At 36.2% G+C, this 21,400-nt stretch carries 19 protein-coding genes and 5 tRNA genes; 7 read left to right on the forward strand and 17 right to left on the reverse strand.

Going from position 1 to position 21,400, the window contains the following annotated elements:
• Positions 1-71 precede the first annotated feature (71 nt).
• Genes DYR29_RS14985 through DYR29_RS14995 form a run of 3 tightly spaced genes read right to left on the reverse strand, consistent with a single transcriptional unit; the run spans position 72 to position 2,397 of the window.
• A complete protein-coding gene (locus DYR29_RS14985; protein WP_213277500.1) occupies positions 72-557 on the reverse strand; it encodes a GNAT family N-acetyltransferase in 486 nt (161 codons plus the stop codon).
• 14 nt (positions 558-571) lie between these two features.
• On the reverse strand, positions 572-1,987 hold the full coding sequence (locus DYR29_RS14990) for a PLP-dependent aminotransferase family protein (RefSeq protein ID WP_213277501.1): 1,416 nt from the start codon (positions 1,985-1,987) through the stop codon (positions 572-574).
• Between the two features lie 41 nt (positions 1,988-2,028).
• Entirely contained in the window at positions 2,029-2,397 is a 369-nt protein-coding gene (locus DYR29_RS14995; protein ID WP_213277502.1) for a hypothetical protein, read from the reverse strand.
• A gap of 226 nt (positions 2,398-2,623) precedes the next feature.
• Here DYR29_RS14995 and DYR29_RS15000 point away from each other — a divergent pair, with 226 nt between their 5' ends.
• Positions 2,624-3,214 (forward strand): helix-turn-helix domain-containing protein, encoded by a 591-nt coding sequence (locus tag DYR29_RS15000; protein WP_249413510.1) that lies wholly within the window; start codon positions 2,624-2,626, stop codon positions 3,212-3,214.
• A gap of 57 nt (positions 3,215-3,271) precedes the next feature.
• Here the strand turns inward: DYR29_RS15000 and DYR29_RS15005 are convergent.
• The 5 genes from DYR29_RS15005 to DYR29_RS15025 all read right to left on the reverse strand — a co-directional run bounded on the left by DYR29_RS15005 (position 3,272) and on the right by DYR29_RS15025 (position 3,884).
• Positions 3,272-3,355: transfer RNA gene (locus DYR29_RS15005), tRNA-Leu, on the reverse strand.
• A gap of 75 nt (positions 3,356-3,430) precedes the next feature.
• Positions 3,431-3,512: transfer RNA gene (locus DYR29_RS15010), tRNA-Leu, on the reverse strand.
• Between the two features lie 120 nt (positions 3,513-3,632).
• A tRNA-Leu gene (locus DYR29_RS15015) sits at positions 3,633-3,716 on the reverse strand.
• Between the two features lie 6 nt (positions 3,717-3,722).
• Positions 3,723-3,798 (reverse strand) — tRNA-Gly (locus tag DYR29_RS15020).
• Positions 3,799-3,802: 4 nt separating this feature from the next.
• Positions 3,803-3,884, reverse strand: a tRNA-Leu gene (locus tag DYR29_RS15025).
• A gap of 178 nt (positions 3,885-4,062) precedes the next feature.
• Between DYR29_RS15025 and DYR29_RS15030 the strand changes: the two genes are divergently transcribed.
• The 4 genes from DYR29_RS15030 to DYR29_RS15045 are packed head-to-tail and all read left to right on the forward strand — an operon-like array spanning position 4,063 to position 6,933.
• Positions 4,063-4,440, forward strand: coding sequence for a DUF3127 domain-containing protein (locus DYR29_RS15030; protein ID WP_047380715.1), 378 nt, complete (start codon positions 4,063-4,065; stop codon positions 4,438-4,440).
• Positions 4,441-4,500: 60 nt separating this feature from the next.
• The gene (gene aat, locus DYR29_RS15035) at positions 4,501-5,154 is read left to right on the forward strand and encodes a leucyl/phenylalanyl-tRNA--protein transferase (RefSeq protein WP_213277504.1); all 654 of its coding nucleotides are present in this window, start codon (positions 4,501-4,503) and stop codon (positions 5,152-5,154) included.
• Positions 5,141-6,019 (forward strand): DMT family transporter, encoded by an 879-nt coding sequence (locus DYR29_RS15040; protein ID WP_213277505.1) that lies wholly within the window; start codon positions 5,141-5,143, stop codon positions 6,017-6,019. The genes aat and DYR29_RS15040 overlap by 14 nt, the downstream gene beginning before the upstream one ends.
• A gap of 47 nt (positions 6,020-6,066) precedes the next feature.
• A complete protein-coding gene (locus DYR29_RS15045; protein ID WP_213277506.1) occupies positions 6,067-6,933 on the forward strand; it encodes a hypothetical protein in 867 nt (288 codons plus the stop codon).
• Between the two features lie 46 nt (positions 6,934-6,979).
• Here the strand turns inward: DYR29_RS15045 and DYR29_RS15050 are convergent, their stop codons facing one another.
• The 8 genes from DYR29_RS15050 to DYR29_RS15085 form a co-directional block, all read right to left on the reverse strand.
• Positions 6,980-8,362, reverse strand: a complete 1,383-nt coding sequence (locus DYR29_RS15050) for a tetratricopeptide repeat protein (protein WP_047421987.1) — start codon at positions 8,360-8,362, stop codon at positions 6,980-6,982.
• A gap of 207 nt (positions 8,363-8,569) precedes the next feature.
• Positions 8,570-9,541, reverse strand: coding sequence for a quinone oxidoreductase family protein (locus tag DYR29_RS15055; RefSeq protein ID WP_213277507.1), 972 nt, complete (start codon positions 9,539-9,541; stop codon positions 8,570-8,572).
• A gap of 332 nt (positions 9,542-9,873) precedes the next feature.
• Entirely contained in the window at positions 9,874-10,455 is a 582-nt protein-coding gene (locus DYR29_RS15060) for a Crp/Fnr family transcriptional regulator (RefSeq protein ID WP_213277508.1), read from the reverse strand.
• A gap of 46 nt (positions 10,456-10,501) precedes the next feature.
• Positions 10,502-11,884: a phosphoglucosamine mutase gene (glmM, locus tag DYR29_RS15065; protein ID WP_213277509.1), complete on the reverse strand. Its 1,383-nt coding sequence runs from the start codon at positions 11,882-11,884 to the stop codon at positions 10,502-10,504.
• Between the two features lie 68 nt (positions 11,885-11,952).
• Entirely contained in the window at positions 11,953-12,969 is a 1,017-nt protein-coding gene (locus DYR29_RS15070; protein WP_213277510.1) for a DUF4421 family protein, read from the reverse strand.
• A gap of 217 nt (positions 12,970-13,186) precedes the next feature.
• Positions 13,187-15,220: a ferrous iron transport protein B gene (gene feoB / locus DYR29_RS15075; RefSeq protein ID WP_213277511.1), complete on the reverse strand. Its 2,034-nt coding sequence runs from the start codon at positions 15,218-15,220 to the stop codon at positions 13,187-13,189.
• Positions 15,220-15,426, reverse strand: coding sequence for a FeoA family protein (locus tag DYR29_RS15080; protein WP_052186375.1), 207 nt, complete (start codon positions 15,424-15,426; stop codon positions 15,220-15,222). The genes feoB and DYR29_RS15080 overlap by 1 nt, the downstream gene beginning before the upstream one ends.
• 181 nt (positions 15,427-15,607) lie before the next feature.
• Positions 15,608-16,507 (reverse strand): GLPGLI family protein, encoded by a 900-nt coding sequence (locus DYR29_RS15085; RefSeq protein WP_213277512.1) that lies wholly within the window; start codon positions 16,505-16,507, stop codon positions 15,608-15,610.
• 184 nt (positions 16,508-16,691) lie between these two features.
• Between DYR29_RS15085 and DYR29_RS15090 the strand changes: the two genes are divergently transcribed.
• The gene (locus DYR29_RS15090; protein WP_047421998.1) at positions 16,692-17,189 is read left to right on the forward strand and encodes a DinB family protein; all 498 of its coding nucleotides are present in this window, start codon (positions 16,692-16,694) and stop codon (positions 17,187-17,189) included.
• A gap of 57 nt (positions 17,190-17,246) precedes the next feature.
• On the opposite strand, the gene DYR29_RS15095 is transcribed toward DYR29_RS15090, so the two are convergent.
• Positions 17,247-19,949: a hypothetical protein gene (locus tag DYR29_RS15095; protein ID WP_213277513.1), complete on the reverse strand. Its 2,703-nt coding sequence runs from the start codon at positions 19,947-19,949 to the stop codon at positions 17,247-17,249.
• Between the two features lie 562 nt (positions 19,950-20,511).
• Here DYR29_RS15095 and DYR29_RS15100 point away from each other — a divergent pair.
• Positions 20,512-21,393, forward strand: a complete 882-nt coding sequence (locus DYR29_RS15100; protein WP_213277514.1) for a cupin-like domain-containing protein — start codon at positions 20,512-20,514, stop codon at positions 21,391-21,393.
• The last annotated feature ends 7 nt before the right edge of the window (positions 21,394-21,400 follow it).

Raw genomic sequence — 21,400 nt, forward strand, 5'->3', positions numbered from 1 at the left:
CAGTAAAGCAATTAGATTTAAATTTGATATTAGAACAAGGATATTCCTATCCGAGTTCTAATATTTTTTTGTTATATATTCAGATTCAGCTCCATCTGCACATCTACACGGTCATATCCGGCATCTACAATAGGCACATGCTTAAAGCCCAGCTTTTCATAAAGTTTTATTGCAGGAACAAGAACGGAGTTTGTTTCCAGGACTATTTTTTCAGCATGCAGGTTTTTTGCCAGATCTACTAGTGCTGCTCCCAGCAAATATCCTATTTTTTTACCCTGAGCTTTAGGACTTACCGCCATCTTTGACAGCTCAAAAGTAAGGGGGTTATCTTTTCTTTTCACCAATGCACAAGTTCCAACGGCTTCATTATTTAACAGCGCAAAAACAATATATCCTCCTTTATTTAAAATATGTTCTTCCGGATTATCCAGCAGTTTATAATCACCGGCTTCCATCACAAAAAATGTTTTGATCCATTCTTCATTCAAAGCTTTGAAAGCTTCTTTATACTGAGGTTCATAGGCTACAATTTTTACTTCATTCTTAATATCATTCATCACTATAAAATTTATTAAATTCTGTTTTTTATCATTTTTCCCAGTTTTTCCAGATCACTTTCCACCCTGTCTGTCCATTCCAGTGCATAGTTCAAACGCATGCAGTTCTGATACTGATTATATTGTGAAAACATTCTTCCGGGTGCAAAGTTTATTTTCTGTTCAAAAGCGACATCATAGAGATCTTCTGTACAAATTCTCTTGTCCAGCTCCAGCCAGAGCATAAAACCGCCTTTTGGTTCTGAAATTTTGGTATTGTCCGGAAAATACTCAATCACAGATTTCTGAATCTGAAGATAATTGGCGTAGAGTTTTTTCCTGAACATTCTCAAATGATGATCGTACCGTCCATGCGCAAGAAAATCTGAGATTATATCTGAAAATAATGAAGGACTGGAAACGGTCTGCACGAGCTTCTGACGGATAATTTTATCTTTAAACTTTCCGGGGGCCACCCATCCTGTCCTAAAACCGGGAGCTAGTGTTTTTGAAACGGAACCTACCCACATTACAATTCCTGCTTCATCATAAAATTTACAGGGTTTTGGTCTTCCTGCTCCAAAATAGATATTTCCGTAGACATCATCTTCAATCAGCGGAACATTCTGCTCAGTAAGCATTCTTACCAGTTCTTTTTTGTTCTCATCAGGCATCTGAAACCCTAACGGATTGTTATAATTGACCACAAAACAGCATGCAGAAAGTTTGGGGAGTACTTTTTTTAAAGCATCCAGATCTACTCCTGTAATGGGATGAGTAGGAATTTCTACGGCTTTCAATCCTAATAAATGAATAGCCTGAAGGATTCCAAAGTAGACCGGACTTTCCACCGCTACGCAATCTCCCGGTTTAGTAACTGCCATCAGACAATGATATACTCCGTTCATCGCTCCGGATGTAATCACCAGGTCATCTTCTGTAATTTTTCCTTCCATGACCATGGACCACTTAGCAATTTCGCGCCGAAGCTGCTCACTTCCCTGTACGGACTCGTAATTAACTCCGCTGTCACTTTTCCTCTTCACTACATCAATCATGCATTTTTTCATCTTGGCTACCGGAAGAAGGCTTTTTCCTGGAATTCCCAGAGCAAACTGCGTTACATCTGTACCCGCAATCGTTCCGAATACTTTGTCAAAAAGATCCTGAGGCGTATTTTTCCCGTCCGAAAGCTTCATTTGAGCCACAGACGGCAGAGCAAGCTTCCGTTGGGAAGTCTGGCTTACATAATATCCGTATTTAGGACGTGATTCTACCAGAGACCGGCTCTCAAGTTCCATATAAGCCTGTTTTATGGTATTCAGGCTTACATTGTATAATTTCTGGGCACTTCTCAGTGAAGGCAGCCTGTCTCCAAACTGCAGGGTTTCACTTTTGATCTGCTCTGTGACAGAGTTGGCTATTTTAAGGTACAGAACATCTTTCGGCATTGCATTACGGTTTTAAGTAAATGTACAATTTTATCATGGCTTTATTCAAGATTCAGCCAGCTGATCATTCTGCTGATACTGCTTTTGAGTTGTTCCGGATCCCTGAAATTAGGGGTGTCATTATTTTTAAAATATCTTTCAGTATTGGAGAAGAAGTTTCTCTTTTCAGCTTCTGACATTTTGTTTTTATCATATATTTTAAAAGAGATTTCATTCTTTTCATTCACAATAAGACTTGCAAATGCAATGGTCTCATTTTTCTTTTTCGCCAACACAAAAGGAAGTCCGAAATTGGAGTCTACTTTCTTTACTTCCTTCATTTGCAGGAAAATCTTTTTAAGTTCCGGCATGTCCGAAATATAAGCTTCGGCATACTGAATCTGTACCTGACGTTGAATTATCTTTTCCATAAGTACTCTTCTTACTTAACAAAATTATGAAGTCTTTAAGTTTGGATACAGATACAGAAGTATACAATATTGTGGGTACAGATTGTATTCTGATGGCTGGAATTTTTAGATAGTATATTTTGAATTGCAAATATTTTTATCAATCGTTTATCCGCATTCACTATATTTGCAAAAAATTTTAGACAACATGAGCTTCTTTGGAAGTAATATTAAAAAAATAAGGCAAGTGAAGGGATTAAGCCAAAAGGCTTTTGCAGACTTATTTGATTTAAACAGAGGGGTGATAAGCTCTTATGAGGAAGGACGTGCAGAACCAAAAATCGAAACCATACTGAAAGTTGCCAATCATTTCAACCTTAATCTTGATAAATTTCTGACAGAAACTCTACAGACAGATGAATTAGGAAGTGTTTCGAATACGGACCAGCTTATGCTTTTCCCGGAACTTTCAATCCAGAATGATCAGGAAATGCAGGTAATAGCACAGAGTAATGGTTCCAATGCATCAATTTTGCAAAAAATATTAGCATCCGTTGATTTGATCTATGAATTTACTACAGAAAAACAATTATTATCACAATATCAATACGGAGACGTTGTATTTCTGAATAAATGCGATGTGAATACAGATGCAACTAATAAATTACTGGTTTATAGCAATGGAACACTACTACATGCAACTGAAAATCAATCAGTAAACGAAGATATTCAAGAATATTATAAGATTGTAGGATATGTTTCAACAGCCAACAAGAATATTTTCTCAGATATTTTTGAAAGACTGGAAAGATTGGAAAAGAAAACAGGAAACAGATAGATATCATAAAGGTTATAAAATAAAAAATCCCTCCGTAATCAATTACAGAGGGACTTGTACCCCAGACGGGACTTGAACCCGTACGTCCTTGCGGACACAGGATTTTAAGTCCTGCGTGTCTACCAGTTCCACCACCAGGGCATGGTGTGGGCAAAAAAAAAGATCCGAACCAGAGGTTCCAACCTTCTCAATGATTCTAAAAATATTTTAGAATAGTGCGGATGAAGGGACTCGAACCCCCACGCCTCACGGCACCAGATCCTAAGTCTGGCGTGGCTACCAATTACACCACATCCGCTGGTTTGCTGATCTGAATTTACAGATTCAGGCTATATTTCTTACAAATATAAAAATTTTATTTAAAGAACACTCTCTATTAAAACAAAAAACCCTCCGTAAGATATTACAGAGGGTCTTGTACCCCAGACGGGACTTGAACCCGTACGTCCTTGCGGACACAGGATTTTAAGTCCTGCGTGTCTACCAGTTCCACCACCAGGGCATGGTGTGGAGCGAAAAACGGGATTCGAACCCGCGACCCCAACCTTGGCAAGGTTGTGCTCTACCAGCTGAGCTATTTTCGCATAGTGCGGATGAAGGGACTCGAACCCCCACGCCTCACGGCACCAGATCCTAAGTCTGGCGTGGCTACCAATTACACCACATCCGCTGGTTTTTTATATTGTAAGTTTTAAAGAGCTTGCTTCGTTTTTGTGAGTGCAAATATAGGGCAATTTCCTTTACTACCAAACTTTTCAAGAAAAAAAATTAAAATTTCTACATTTTTTTTTCACGGCACCTTTTATTACATTTCATTTTCTTACTTTTACATCGTTAATATTTACGATATGGAATTACAAGGAACGGTAAAGAAACTTTTTGATGCTCAAACATTTGCGAGCGGGTTTCAAAAAAGAGAAATGGTTATTTTAACTCAAGAACAGTATCCACAGCCGATAAACATAGAATTTTTGTCTGATAAAATCAGTTTATTAGATAACCTTAAAGAAGGAGAAAACGTAAAAGTAGGAATCAACATCAGAGGTAGAGAATGGGTTTCTCCTCAAGGTGAAACTAAATACTTCAACTCTATTACAGGGTGGAGAGTAGAGAAAGTTTCTGAAAATGCTTCAGAACCTACTCAGGCAATGTCTCAGCAATCTGCAACTCCAGTTTCAAACGAAAATCCGTTTGCCGGAGATGATGATGATGATTTACCTTTTTAATTAAAGAATATAAGATCAAATATAAATCCTGCTTTTTGAAGTGGGATTTTTTTTCTAAGCATGGTTCAATTAGACGAAAACGAGATTTCATTTCCTGACCCTGAGCTGTATGACGGTCATGAAGGAGTGGTTGCTTTTGGAGGTGACTTGTCTGTAGAGCGCATTTGGTTTGCTTATCAACTGGGTATCTTTCCCTGGTACAACCCCGGAGAAGAAATTCTATGGTGGTGTCCGGATCCAAGATTCGTTCTTGTTCCGGAAGAATTAAAAGTCTCAAAATCAATGAGAAAGATATTAAACAAAAATGTTTTTACTTTTTCAGAGAATAAAAACTTCAGGGAAGTCATCAGGAACTGTCAAAAGGCGAACCGAAAAGGGCAGTCCGGAACATGGCTTTCTGATGAGCTGATGAATACTTTTATCCAGCTTCATGAATATGGTTTAGCCAAAAGTATTGAAGTGTGGCAGGATGAAGAGCTTGTGGGTGGCTTTTACGGACTTCAGATTGGAAATGTTTTTTGCGGGGAAAGCATGTTTGCTAAAGTGAGTAATGCTTCCAAAGCAGGATTTATCCATTTTGTAGAAAGCAATAAAAATACTATTGAATTAATTGATTGTCAATCTCATACAGAGCACCTCGAAAGCCTGGGTGCTAAAATGATTCCTAAAAAAGAATTTCTAAAAATCTTACACGAAAATAATGAACGCGGATAAAGAAAAATGGGTTCTTCTGATTATCCTGAGTATTATCTGGGGATCATCCTTTATTTTAATCAAAAAATCTCTGGAGCATTTTAATCCTTTTCAGGTAGGATCTTTAAGGGTTCTGATTGCCGGGATTATTTTACTTCCGGTTGCTATTTCCAATTATAAGCTTTTCCCTAAAAAACATCTGAAATGGTTAATTCTGGCAGCTTTTACCGGAAATTTTATCCCAATGTTCCTTTTTCCCATTGCGGAAACCGAAGTGAGCAGCAGTATTGCGGGGATCATCAACTCTATGATGCCTATTTTTGTGATTATTGTAGGAGCATTGGTATGGAAGTTTGAAACAACCAAAAAACAGATCATAGTTACATTGATAAGCTTTACCGGAGTCTGTATTCTTGCATTCGGAGGGGGTGACAGCGGAGAATTGAAAATGATTCCGATTTTACTGCTATTATTGGCTACTTTATGCTATGCTCTGAGTACAACAACTGTAAAATCAAAGCTTATGGAAGTTTCTTCCACCATTCTATCTGCCTTTGTTTTCTCATTTGTTTTATTATTTCCTTCCATTATTGCATTAACCAGCACCGGATTCTTCTCGGAGTTCACCTTTTCCAAAGACAATCTGCTTGGGCTTATGTTTGTGAGCCTTTTATCTGTTTTCGGAACGGGACTGGCGATGATGATGAATTACCGTTTGCTGAAAGTTTCCTCGCCTCTTTTTGCATCAACAGTTACCTTAGTAATGCCTATTGTTGCTATTATATGGGGAATTTTAGATGGCGAAAAACTCACTTATTTACAGTTTATGGGAGCAGGAATTATTATTGCCGGACTTCTATTTTTAAGAACAAATCCAAAAAAATAAAATCATATTATAAATTAAATTATATTTGACCGATTTAACTTATAACTATGAAAAAAATTCTACTTTGTGGCTCAATAGCCTTATTAACACTTTCGTGTTCTTCTACGCGTGATGATGCTCCGTTTGATAACAGTGATCCTTCCACTCAAAACGTCATTCTTCCTACAAAAATGACTATGGACGGTATTGTAATGAAAATCAATTACAACGGAACCAAAATCATCAGCATGATCAACAACATTAATCATGGGCAAAGAATTGAATTCACTTATACTGACGAATATGTCACCGGGATTAAACATTACGAAAACAACGTTCTTGAAAGCACGGTTGAATACGGATATTCTAATGGCCGTATGGCTTCTGCCATTACCAAAGAATATTCTCTTACCGGTACAGTACAAAACACGGTTACATTTACTTATACCTACGCAAGTACTACAGAAATTAACGTAAAAAAACAAACGAATTCCGGGGCTGCAGGATCCTCTGTAATCAACAGTGTTTTTACATACAGCAATGGAAATATGGTAAGCAATATAGGCTCAGGGACGGGAACTGTGAATGGAAACACTGTCAACTATACAGAAACGGAAACGTACACTTATACGGATAAAAACTATCCTTTTAAGAATATAAAAGGCTTTGATAAAATTATATTCAATGGAAATGAAAGCGATGGGGTAAGCATGCTGTTTTCAAATATAAAGAATAACTTAAGCACTTATAAAGGACAGTTTACCAGCACCACAGTAGGCGGAGGAACCACAACCGGAACAACTTCTCATAAATATACCACTACTTTTAATACCGCAGGGTATCCTTCTGTAGAAGACAGGCAATCTCTTGATATCAATGGAAACCCCAATACAAGTACCCCTGATAAATTCATCTACGAATACAATTATCAATAAAAAAAACCTGCACTTCTGCAGGTTTTTCTATTATTTTTAGATTAATCTAGTTCTTTTTCTTCACTTTAGTCGCTTTAACCTTTTTCACTTCATCTTTAATGAAAGGATATTTTTTCTGCATATCCTTAACTAAAGACGGATCAAGGTCTAACGCTTTCTGAAGTGATTCTGTTCCTTTATCCTGATCTTTCAGATTGAAAAAACAGTTACTCAACTGATAAAACAGCTCAGCTCTGTGATGTTTTTTTATGGCACTGTTCAAAACAGTTACTGCATCTTCGTACTCTCCTACCAACATCAAAACTTCTGAGTAGGCATACCAGTTGTAGAACCTTGTAGGCTCTGCATCCACCAGCTTTTTAAGACAGGAAAGGCTTTCTTCAAACTTCCCTGAATCGATGAAAAGAAACGCTAGCCTTTTTTGGTAGTCAAGGTTATTTTCATTCAGCTGGGTAGCTTCTTTGGCATAATGCAATGCTTCAGACATTCCGCCCATTTCTTCGTAAAGATAAGACTGCTCCATCATCGCAAGATAAAACTGAGGGTCTTCTCTCAATGATTTCTGGAATGCATTTAAAGCTAAAATAGGCTGTTTTAATGCCTTATTGCACAAACCGATCTTATAAAAAGTAAATGCTTTCGTGTATTCCAGCTCCAGCATTTCTTCATAAGTCTCAATAGCTTTCTGGTATTGTCCCATAGCTTCATAACAGGCTGATTTATTAGCATATACTCCTACAGAGTTTGAGTTGATTGCCAACAAATAATCGTAGCCTCTTATGGCTTCATCATAATTTTTTCTGTTGAAATAGAATTGTCCGTATTCAAACCAGGCGGTTTCAGAATAAGGGAATTCATCTAAATATTCATTAAGAAAGGCTATAGCCTCCTCGCTCTTATTCAGGTCACTGAAGCACACCATACAGTTTTCCAGCGAATATTCATCCGTAGGATCTTCTTTCAGTGCTTTTCTGTAATGTTTAAGTGCGTTAAAAGGATCTCCGAGATTCACATATTCATCCGCAATAAAGTTGTGGAGAAAGTTTTCTTCTTCCTCTAATGTCAAAGCTTTTTTACAAATTTCAATGGATTTTCTGGGATTTCCTAAGCTCGAATAATATTTAGCGTAACAAACCAAAAAGTCTGTGTTCTCCATAGAAGCACCTTTCAGCTCGTTGATAAGTTCCTTCGCCATATTATAGTCTTCCCACTCCAAAAGGATCTCAAGTCTTTTGATCTTGATATCCAATGAATTGGGATGAAGCTTAAGTCCATAATTAACCGCCATATCAGCGTAATTAAAATCACCAAGCTCCAAATAATAAACAATAATGTCTTCCAACTCTTCTGTATCAAAGTAGAATTCGTCATTGTTTTCCATCATTTCCTCGAACTTTTTTACAAGTTCATTTCCAAAATACTCTTCCAATAGTGTCCTCTTTGTCGGCCTGATGTCTGAATTTGCTTACAAACCTCGGCAAACGGTTAGTTAATAATACATCTGAAACTGATATTCAAATATTTATGCAAAGTTGCAACTTTTTTTTGAATTTTCCAGTTCATAAATTTCTATTATAAAAATAGTAAAAAAAGAAAACCGATAAAAGGATTGTGGATAAAAAAATGGAAATTGGGGTTAAATTCTTATGACCAGACGTTTTCCGCTTTGTATCTCAGCATTCCACACGGTTTCGATATTTTTAATATCAACGTCTTCTGTTTCCATTTTAATTTTTCCTTCTACGGCTGCCTGATACATTTCCGGAATGATTTCAGTAAACAGCCGCGCAGATTCTTCTTTCGTCCAGCTGCCCAATCCTGATCCTGAAATCTGAATATCAGTTCCTCTGAGAATCTGTGAAGACAGTTGAGTGGTATCACCGCTCATTCCTCCTATTGTTACCAGTTTTGTTTTGTGGGAAAACGTTCCGTCTCCTTTGAAAGCGGACAATATCATTTCTACAGAATGGCCCCAGATATAGTCCAAAACAACATCTATAGGAGTCTGCTGGTGAATTTCTTTTATTTTTTGTTTAAAGTCATGATCATCCTGTTTGAGAGAAACCACCTCATCAGCTCCCAGTTCACGCAAAGCCTGCAAGGATTCTTCATTTCTTCCGGTAACGATGATCTTTCGGGCGCCATATAATTTGGCAATCTGGACGGCAATTCTTCCTGTAACTCCTGTTGCTCCATTGATCAATACTGTATTTCCAGGCTGCAATCCCGCCTTGAATTTTAAAGCCATTGCTGATCCCATAACCGCGTTGGGTAATGCTGCTGCTATAGAAAAATCCAGTTCTTCCGGAATCGGGACCATCATTTTTTTATCGGCCACCGCTTTTTCAGCTACGGTTCCTTTCTTACTGAAAAAATAGACTTTATTTCCATTCTCCAGATATCCTGCTCCATCGGTCCCTATAATTGTAGGCTGATGTTCCTTATTTTCTGTTGAATAATGATTTCCTCCTGCTCTGGCTTTGTCAAGATTTTTAATAGACGCTGCTTTTACAGATACTAAAATTTCATTTTCCTGTATTGTTTCCGGTTCCGGGAAATCTGCATATTGAGGAATACTTGCTTTATCAAATACTACTGCTGCTTTCATTCTTTTAATTTTTATACAAAATTATAAGGGATGAATGCTATGAAACGATAACATTTGTTATCAGTTTGGGAAAGGAAGCTGGAAGAATGAGGGAAAAAGTTATAACCCCGATAATAGATTTAAAACGCGGAGCACGCCAGGAACATGATATTGTGATTATTATTTGTTCGCAAGGGCACTTCGTTCAGCAATGAACAATCGTTGCTGAGGGAAACGCCTTTGCGACCTTATTCAACAACATGTATTATTCTTTGCAAACCTTGCGTTTAAGATGAGCCAAAATTTATACAGTCCCTTTTTAAACTTCCGGCTTCTGGCTTCCATCTTCCTGCTTATCCCAGTCTCTCTTTCAATATTTTGCTTTTGATCCTGCTGAGATGCACCGTCGTAATGCCCAGATAGGAAGCAATATAATGTTGGGGAACTCTTTTAATAATTTCCGGCTTGGTTTTGGTCAGATTGATATACCGCTGCTGTGGTGTATCTTTAATAAAGGAAAAGAAATGTTTCATATAATCGAATACCCTTTCAAAAAGAGCATCCATAAACAGGTTTCTGAGCTCAGGATTTTCATAGACGTCATCCAGGAAGGCCTCTACATCGGGTTTATCAATTTTGTATAAGATGCAGGGTTCTATGGTTTCAAATGACACCATACTCGGTAAGCCTTTTTTGAAGCTTTCAAGGGAGGAAAACATTGTATTTTCAAGAAAAAACTGGAAAGTGACATCTTTTCCGTCATTATTATACCAGGCTCTTACGATTCCTTTTTCAATATAATAGGCATTGCAGGAAACCTCATCTTCTTTTAAAAGCAAGGTTTTGGCTGGAACTTCCATACGTTCAAAGCTGCCCAGAAATTTTCTCCATTTTTCTTTAGGGAAAGGAAACCTGTTTTTAATATGCTCAAACATACCTGATATAAAAAAAGAACGGAACAAATGTCCGTTCTTATATATTTTAGATTAAACTTTTAATTTTAGCAATGATATCATCACCTAACTGATCTGCTTCTTCCTGAGAGTGAGCTTCTGTATAAATTCTGATAATCGGTTCTGTATTAGATTTTCTAAGGTGAACCCAGTTGTTTTCAAAGTCTATTTTAACGCCGTCTACAGTAGAAACGTCTTCATTCTGATATTCCTGCTCCATTTTGCTTAAGATAGCGTCTACATCAATTTCCGGAGTCAGTTCTATTTTCTTTTTACCCATGAAATAACTTGGATATCCTGCTCTTAGCTCAGAGACTGTTTTGTTTTCTTTGGCCAAATGAGTTAAAAATAAAGCTACTCCTACTAAAGAGTCTCTTCCATAATGTAAATCAGGATAGATAATTCCCCCGTTTCCTTCTCCTCCAATGACTGCATTTTTCTCTTTCATTAAAGTAACAACGTTTACTTCTCCCACAGCACTGGCAAAATATTCTGAGTCATGCGAACGTGCAACATCTCTCAAAGCACGGCTGGAAGAAAGATTGGAAATAGCTGCTCCTTTTTTGTGTTTCAATAAGTAATCAGCAACTGCAACCAATGTATACTCTTCACCAAACATTTCACCTTTTTCATCAATCAGAGCTAATCTGTCTACATCCGGATCTACCACTACTCCTACGTCTGCATTTTCTTTTTTCATCAATTCGCAGATGTCTCCCAAATGTTCTTTCAAAGGTTCAGGATTGTGTGGGAAATGGCCTGTAGGCTCACAGTATAATTTAATGGTTTCACAACCTAATTTGTCCAAAAGCATAGGAATGGCAATACCTCCTGTAGAGTTTACCGCATCCAGGGCTACTTTAAAGTTTTTAGCTTTGATTGCTTCTACATCTACCATGGGTAAATCCAGAATCTGCTGGATATGGATATCAAAAGCATCGTCTCTTGTTTCATATTTTCCAAGATCATCTACTTCTGCATAGTTGAAGTCTTCACTTTCTGCCAAAGCCAGTACTTCAGCTCCGTTTTCCCCGGTGATGAATTCTCCTTTTTCGTTTAATAACTTAAGTGCATTCCACTGTTTTGGATTGTGGGAAGCGGTAAGGATGATTCCTCCGTCTGCATTAAGTTCAGGAACCATTATTTCCACTGTAGGTGTTGTAGAAAGTCCAAGGTCTATTACATTTATTCCCAATCCCTGCAATGTAGCAGTTACCAAAGAAGAAACCATCTGACCAGAAATTCTGGCATCTCTTCCGATGACAAGGGTAAGGTCTTTTTTATTTTTATTATTCTGAAGCCAGGTTCCGAATGCGGAAGCGAATTTTACTACATCCAGCGGTGTTAAGTTATCACTTACTTTACCGCCAATGGTTCCGCGAATTCCGGAAATAGATTTTATTAATGACATGATGTTTTTACTTTTATTTTGTTCTTTCTAAATTTTCCAACGCAAAGATACTTAAAAGACCTTTCAACTTATAGAACGGGAATCTTTTTTTGGATTTTATCGTAGGTATTTTTTACAACTTTTGGTGGCGCAAAACGATAACCTATGTATAACAAACCATATAGGTTATTATTTTCTACGGTCTGGTTATTTTTCTGGTCATAGGCATGCGTATTAAAATTCATTTTACCACCAAATAAAAACCGATCTGTATTATAACCAATATGAAGCCCACCCTGCATTCTTATCGTTGCATACTGCGCATTTTCTTTGGATCCTCCGTTATCAAGATCTCTGTAACTTGAGAATTTCCCTCCTATTCCAGCAGCCAGATAAGGTGAAATATTGACATTCTTGCCTATTACCCAATTATAGAAATATCCGATATTCCCTCCGATATTATATTGCGTCTCTTTGCTTTTTACACCATCAATTTTATTTCTGAAAATAGTAAGGTCATAGTCCACAAAAGGAACCCAGCTTCCGCTGCTTTTATACTGCCATTCTCCCTGCGTGTAGATACTTCTTGCTGAAAAGTTTTTATTGAGAATATAGGAGGTAGATCCTCCAAAGGTTTGTACTCTTAAATCAGGAAACTGAATATAGGGATCTCTTCCTTCCTGCCATTCCGGAGACAGGTCTTTCATGTTTTCCACATAAAAACCACTTACATTTTTATAATAAACATTCTGGATAAATCTTCCGGGAAAAAACCTGAAACTAAAATCGGTATAAGAACTTTCTCCCTTCATTTCATCATCATTATTTCCATCTAAAAATCTGGGAGCAAAAGATACTGTCGCACTTATTATTCTATAATCAATTGAAAATGATGTTTTGGTTTTATTGTTGATTGACAGGTCCATCTTGAAGGCACTCTTTCCTTCTCCTGATGAAAAAACATAGTTCTCAATATTGGTATCAAGATTCACACGAACCATTACCTGGTCTGCATAAGACTTAGTATTTATGGTATCGGATTGTGCTTTACCCTGAGCCCCGAATAAAGAAAATAGGACTAGAGAACCTGTTTTTAAGAAATTCAAATTAATAATTTACATTAGAAAAATGAAATTACTACATTTTTTTCAATTATCCGATAAACCTAAAATTAAGAACAGCCACAATCTTTATCGCAGTTTGTTCTTTTGGAGCTGAATTTCTTAGGTGCGAAATTCTTTTTAAGTACTTTAAATAAAGAGTAACAGGCGAATGCTACAATTAATAGGATAAGTACGTACTGAAAAATTAGTGATGAGTCCATTACTTTAAAATCTGATATACTATCATCGACACAAAATATGCCAAACCTGTCATCATAACCACCTGAAAGCCGGTCCATTTCCAGCTTTTGGTTTCTCTGTAGACTACTGCAAGTGTAGAAACACACTGCATTGCAAATGCATAGAATAGAAGAACCGAGATTCCGGTTGCAAAACTGAAGACTTTTTCTCCGTTTGGTTTCACATCTCTTCTCATTTTATCAATTACTTTTACTTCCGGAGCGTCATCCTCCAGACTGTAAAGGGTAGACATTGTTCCTACGAACACTTCTCTTGCCACGAAACTAGTAAGAATTCCCACTCCCATTTTCCAGTCGTAGCCCAGTGGAGCGATTACAGGTTCTATTCCTTTACCCATTTTGGCAAGGTAAGAATGATCCAGATGAACGTCTGTAGCGACCAGTTCATTTGTTTTCTGGCTTGGCCCGAAATAACTCAGGAACCAGATGATGACACTTACAATGAAAATGATTTTTCCGGCTCCTGTAATAAAGTCCCATACTTTTCCTAAAACCATTTTAAAGTCATACCCGAAAAGTGGTTTTTTATAAGCAGGAAGGTCCATTACCAGATATGTTTTTCCTTTACTTTTAATAAATCTTTTAAGGATTGCTGCTGAGAATAAAGCAACCAGGAAGCCCAGAAGATACATTCCCATCAGAACCAGCGCCTTATATTTTATTCCTAAAAATGTTCCTTCTGAGATGATCAGCCCAATAATAATACTGTACACCGGAAGTCTCGCAGAACAGGTCATAAATGGCGTTACCAATATCGTCAGCAATCTTTCTTTCACGTTTTCAATGTTTCTGGTAGAGATTACCGCAGGAATAGCACAGGCCGTTCCTGATACAAGTGGGACAATACTTTTTCCGTTAAGTCCAAAGGGACGAAGCAATCTGTCCATCAGAAATACAACTCTTGCCATATATCCTGAGTCTTCCAGCAGATAAAGGAAATACAACAGGATTCCGATCTGTGGTGCAAAAACCACAATCCCTCCAATTCCGGGAACAATTCCGTTGGAAACAAGTGAATTAACAGGTCCTTCCGGAAGGTGTTCGCTTGTAAATGCTGCCAGCCATGAGAATGTTTCTTCTATCCAACTCATTGGATATTCTGCCAGAAAGAAAACGCTTTGGAAAATAATCAGCAAAATAGCTAAAAAGACTACATAACCCCAGAATTTATGTACTAAAACTTTATCCAGTTTTTCGGTTAATAATTCTTTGAATTGAGCTTTTTTAGAAATTACATCTTCCAGTATTCTGTCTACATTCTGATATCTTCTTACCGTTTCCTGAACCTGTAATCTTTTTGGAACCAGGCTTTTTGTATCTGCCTCATTCAGCTGTTCCATTACAGAACTTATTCTGCCCAGGTCAGTACCCAGTGAAAGGCTCATCCAGGCTTTATATTCATTATCGAAACCTTTATGCGCTGCCAGTTTCTGAATAAAATCTCTATGTTCGTTCGGTGTTTCAAAAGAAACCTTATCTGTTTTTACAAATTCATTGTTATAAACAGCTTCTCTTACTTCCTCAATCCCGATCTGCTCCTTGGCATTGGTCTGAATAATTTTAATTCCTAATGCTTCGGAAAATTTTTGAATATCAATGGAGATTCCTCTTCTTTCCGCCTGATCAATCTGATTGACAATCAGAATCATTGGAATACCAAGGTCCTGAATCTGCTGAAACAGAAGCAGCCCTCTTTTTAAACTTAATGCTTCAAGAATATACACAACACCTGCATAGTTTTTCTGCTCGTCAATAAGGTATTTGGAAAAAATAGCTTCATCTTCTGAGCTCGGATATACGCTGTAAGAACCCGGAAGGTCAATAACCTCAACATCCTGATCTTTATAGGTATAGTTCCCCGAATGGCTTGCAACGGTAACGCCGGCATAGTTTCCGGTTTTCTGCTTTTTGTTACAAAGCGTATTAAAAACCGTTGACTTTCCTACATTAGGATTTCCGACTAAAAGTATCTGTTTTTTCTTGTTTTCCTGCATTAATTCAATTCTTCAACAATGATGTAATCTCCTTCTTCCTCACGAAGAGCAATCCGGCTTTTTTCTGCTCCAAATTCTACATACATGGGCCCATTGAACGGAGCCTGATACAAAATCCTGAAAGCGGTTTCCGGAAGAAGCCCCATTTCAATGATTTTATTGGGCATTTTAAGATGGTCATTATCATACCCCAATATCTTCCCCATTTTGTTTTTAGGGAATCCACTTAATTTATGTAATCCTTTCTCTTTCAAAGCCTAATTTTTAGTCCTGCAAATATACGCTATTTAAATTTAATCTAAATAACGTTTTGACATAAAAGAAATCACCCCAAATACATTGCTGTATCTGGGGTGATTCAAAATATAATTTAGTTGATATGAATGCTTATTTTTTCTTCTTCTCAGAAGCTTGCTCTTTTTCTATTGGATTGTTATTGGCTCCGAAGAAATCTTTCACTTGCTTTTCCATTCTCTTCATAAAGTCTCCAATTGTTCCATCCGTACCTGGCATTGGTTTACTCATTGTTTCAGCAGTCATATAAGGACGTGATTCCGCAAAAGGATCTGCCTTAAAGGCATCATATGATTTTTGAAATTTTTCTTTAGTTGTCGGAGTTATAGAATTACTAGACATTCCCATTTTGGCATTAATTTTATCAGCATAAGAAATCTCGTCATAGTTTTCTATTTTTTTGTTTCCGCTTAACTGCCAAGAATAATTTTTATCCGTATCTTCTACTTTTACAATTAAACCTGGTAGGCCATAGAATTTATAGGGTCCATCCTGAAAAGGAATATCTGAACTGAACCAAGCTGTCCAGGTTCTTCCTCCAAACTCTGTGGTTGCTTTTTGGGCATTATAAGTACCTATTTTTTGTTTTTCAGGTAAAATATTCCACTGTAATTTTACATCATCATCATAAGAGAAAAAATTTCTGCTGATTTTGTCAACATACTGCATCTTCATTTCAGGATAATTTTTGATGATTTTATAGGAAAATTTCGGCCATCTTATCATCTTACTCATGTCCTTGAAAGTCTTAGTCTTTTCCATCTCTTCTACCTGAACTTTAATGATGGAATCCTGCGCTGGCATGGTATAATCCTGATAGATTGATTTCTTAGGTGTAATATCTAAAATTGTAATGACCTTATCCAGCTTCGCTGAATCTTTCTTAGGTTTAAAAGTCAGTTCATAAAAGAAACGGTTAGCTGTTTCTTTTGACTCCTGAGCTCCCGCAAAGGCAAAAAGAGCAATAAGAAATACGGAGAATAACTTTTTCATTGTAGCAAGTTTATATAATTAGTACCGGTTGTTGTGATTTTGTTACACTTTTTTTCAAATTTTATTTTTTTGAAGGATCTGTTGATGTATTCCATATTGTAGAGGATCGTAAAAAATTATGATTCTCTTAAAACATTTTCATTTTCAAAACACTTACCTTTAAGTTTCTAAAAAACAAAACATTATGGACACTTTATCTCAATTAAAATCCGAACTGGAAGGAGAATTTAAAACCACAAAAAAGTTTATTGAATTGTTTCCTGAAGGAAAAAATGATTTCGCTCCCCATGAAAAAAGTATGAAAATGATGCCTCTTGCCACTCATCTTGTAGAAGTTTTTGAATGGCCAAACACTATTTTGAAAACTTCTGAACTGGATTTTGGTAAAGGCGATTATAAACCAACAGTTCTTTCAACAAAAGAAGATCTTATGAAAAAACTGGAGGATGATTATCAGTCAGCAAAAACTGCATTGGAAAACAGTACTGAAGATGATCTAAATCCCAGCTGGACTATTAAAAATGACGGCCATGAACTGGCAAGCTGGAGTAAATATGGGGCGATCCGACATGCTTTAAATCAGATTACCCATCACAGGGCTCAACTGGGTGTGTATTACAGACTGAACAACATTCCTTTGCCGGGAAGCTATGGGCCTTCGGCTGACCAGCAAAGCTTTTAATTTTAATACATCATTATATCTCAACAAAAAACCAATCCTGACGGATTGGTTTTCTTATTATTTAAAATTGAATTTTACTGTTAACATAACTTGACTAGGGCGAAGCTGATATCTTGTATACTCAATATTTATAGTATTAATATTATAGGTTTCAAAAACTTTTTTGTTCGCGATATTCATCCATTTCAATTCAAAATCAATTTTCTTTTTAGTCCAAGTAAACTGATATGAAAGATCATAGAATCCATTATGATATTTTTGACCTGCTGCATTTGTATTTACCTGATCCCAATTGAATCCAACAGTATGACTTTCCATAGGATAGAAGAAAATCCCTAGATTATGGGTAAATCCTGTTCTGGTAGCATTTGAGTTTAATTCTCCAACACTTGTTTGTTTTGTTCTGGTAAGACTTGCATTATAATCAACGCTCATCCAACTGAAATAGGTATTATTAAATTTAATTCCAAATGACTGGCCGTTGTTTTTATTGGTATAGGATTTATCATTCAAAAAGGCATCAGATTCTGTCGTATTGTTGCTATAGCTAAGAGATGCGTTCGTTTTAAACTTTGGAAAATATTTTCCAACTTCTACGCTATATCCATTATTTAATACATGATTGTCCTGCTCTTTATATTTCATTATGGTATATCCGCCGCCATTAATCACTGGATTCGAAATTAAGTTTCTCTTTGCATCAGAATATCTGTAATTAACATTGAAGAATAAATTATTTAATGGATTTCTGTATTCTATTCTTGTTCCTGCAGATTTATTGTTATTCTGAGGAATTGGATTGTTAACATCCATTGCTCTAATTCCCTCAGGTGACGTCATTAAGAACCCTGAATATGCTGTATTTATTTCTCCAAAATTATTATTAATATTAGCATTTACGGATGCTTTCCAGAATGAAGCAAATGAATATTGTGCAAAAATATTAGGTTCAAAGGTTACTTTATTTACAGATTTTGAAACGAGTCTTAATGGATCATCCGCTTTAATATTGTTTGAGTTTACCGGAAGATTAGCATAGATCATCCATGATTCACTTTTATAATTTATCCCTAAACTTCCGTATGGTGTAGCTATGGTGTAATTTAAATCATTACTATATGCCTCTGGTTTGGGATCTTGAATATCAGGATTGGTAGATGGGATTGCTTTCACATTTAACAAATCAGACATCAGACCCGTACTTTTAAAATTAAATCCGACTTCAGGAGTAAATGTCCATCCTTTGGCAGAAAAACCAATATTAGCAGAATGATTAGCTTCAAAAGTTTTAAGTCTTAAACTCTGTGTAGCAAACTCTGTATTAGGTACTGGTTTAAATCCAGGGATATCCAAATAAGATGACGGAGAAACTTCCAAAGTCTGTCTATCTGTTTGGTAGCTCACATAAGATAAGAGATTTACCATTTTTTCCTTCCATGGAATAATGGTACTCAATGAGTTCTGGAATGATGTTGTAGGAGATTCAACTCCCTCATTAGCATTTCTTTGTATACCTGTTTTTGCATCTGTTCTGTCAACAATTCCTCTATCTGCATTCCAATATTGAGAGAAGCTTGTGGTGTTTTTAAAGAATCCTTTTTTGGCATTCTTTGTAAATATTAATTCTCCTTTTGCTTTATCTGTATAAAAATTATTCAGGGTTTTTATAATAGTAGAAGCTCCTCCAAAATAATCTGTCTGGCTATAAGACTCTCTCTCTACAGCATTGTTGGTATAATTTGCATTCGCTTTAAGCTCCCATTCCTTTTTCTTATCAATGTTGGTAAGATAATTGGCAGATAAATAATGAACATTATTCATCAGATATCTTTTCACCGGAAGATTAGGAGCATCTCCATTTTCTACATTTAGCCAATCATTTTGAGAGGCATTAATTCTTTTTCCTTCAAATCTATTTCCAAACGCCAGAATATTCCCCTCATTTTCAACCTGCTCGCCCATGTTATTGGTCTTGTAATTGACTACCCACTGGCTTTTCTGTCCGAAAAACATAGGAGTCAGTTTTACATTCCAAAGCCATGGGTCTCCGAAACCGGTTCCTACTTCTCCTCTACCTGTCATGGTTACAGAGTTTTTAAGCTTGATATTGATAGCGGCCTGATCTGAAGGGACTTTATCCTGCAGGATTTTTACCGGTTGATGATTTTCCAGTACTTCTACTTTCTGTACAGCATCTTTTGGAAGGGAGTTGTTAATTGTTCCATAACCGCCTTCCATCAGGTCTTTCCCATTGACATAGAATTTATTAATGGCATTTCCCTGATATAGAATTGTTCCATCATTGTTTACTTCAATTCCGGGAATTTTTTTCATAACATCAGCAAGAGTTCTATCATTTTTGGAATTGAACGCTTTAAGATCATAAGAAATGGTATCACCTCTGGCTGTAATCATTTTTGTTTTCAGCTGAACTTCTTTAATTTCTGTAGCTTCAGACTGCATTTTAAAATTCAACGTCTGGTCGCTGTTACTGATTTGCTTAGTGAGAGGTTTCTGATTGAATGCTTTCACTTTTAGATCCACATTAGCCTCACCTGATGTGAAGGTCACTTTGTATTCCCCTTTAGAATTGGTAATTCCGTAAGCCAAAATAGCGTCTTTACCTGGTTCTTCTACAGTAACACTGGCGCTTGGTATTGCTACCCCGTCATCATCAGTAATCTTTCCCGAAACGGTCTTTTGTGCAAAAGTGAGCACAGTAAAGAAAAGCATCAGAAATAAGGAAATATTTTTTTTCATACTTATTATTTGCTCAATTAGTTAATCATTGTAGTTTTTTGTTACACTTTTATAAAGATGGCTTTTATATCTAAAAGTTAAATCTTTTATCACTACAAACATAGTTATAATTTTGTTTTTTACAACTATTAAAAAACTAATTGTAGTTTCTTTTAAATTATTACCTATAATTAACAAAAATAGTCCTTGATTTCTTTGTATTTTAACAAAAACGTTATAGATAAATTATATTAAAAATTACTTTTATTTATTTCATAATCTCTTTTTTAAAATTTACGATTTTATGATTTGTCAAAAAAACAATGCATTAAATAAATATTCCATACCAATCAATAATAAAATTGTTGTTCAAATCTTGCACTATTTTAGATCATTGATGTAATATAAAGTCAATCTGGCTCTATTTTGCCAACAAAAAGAATAATTTAATCAATTAACTAAAAAAATAATATTTTTAACTATTCCAAATAGTAAAATCTGATTTGAATCATAGATTAAAAAAAAATTAAACAGGAGGCTCGTTAACATTTATTTAATAATTTTGTCATATAAATTTACTAAAATGGGAATTATTTTAAAGCCTATAGATGTTGTAGATGAGATTTCCAAAGAGGAATTCTACGAAAAATATCTGAAGCCAAGAAGGCCCGTTGTCATCAAAAATATGGCAAAAAAGTGGCCTGCTTACCAAAAATGGACGATGGAATACATGAAGGAGGTAGTAGGAGATGTAGAGGTTCCTTTATATGACAGCTCAAAAGCAGACCCTTCAGCTCCCATCAATGCTTCTGCCGCAAAAATGAAATTTGGAGATTATATAGATCTCATTCAGCGGGAACCTACTGATCTCAGAATATTCCTTTTTGACCCTATAAAATTTGCTCCGACTCTTCTGGAAGATTATATTTCTCCTAAAGAGCTTATGGGAGGATTCCTGGATAAATATCCCAATATGTTCTTCGGAGGAAAAGGTTCTGAAACATTCCTTCATTTTGATATTGATATGGCGCATATTTTCCATACTCATTTCAACGGAAGAAAACATATTCTTCTTTTCGATTATAAATGGAGAGAAAGACTTTATCAGATTCCTTACGCAACATATGCATTAGAGGACTATGATATTGAAAATCCAGACTTCACAAAGTTTCCGGCACTGGATGGTGTAGAAGGAATTGAATGTTACCTTGAGCACGGAGATACTTTATTCATGCCTACGGGATGGTGGCACTGGATGAAATATCTGGATGGAAGTTTCTCTATTTCTTTAAGAGCCTGGGACAAATCATGGGCAGTAAAAGCTCATTCTTTATGGAATCTTACTGTACAGCGTAAATTTGACGATGTTATGAAATCACAGTTTAAAAGTAAATACATGGACTGGAAAGAAAAGCTCGCCATTGAAAGGGCAGAAATTGCTTTAAAAAGAGGTTTACCAAAATAAATAAAAA

The organism is Chryseobacterium indologenes, assembly GCF_018362995.1.
GTDB lineage: Bacteria > Bacteroidota > Bacteroidia > Flavobacteriales > Weeksellaceae > Chryseobacterium > Chryseobacterium indologenes_G.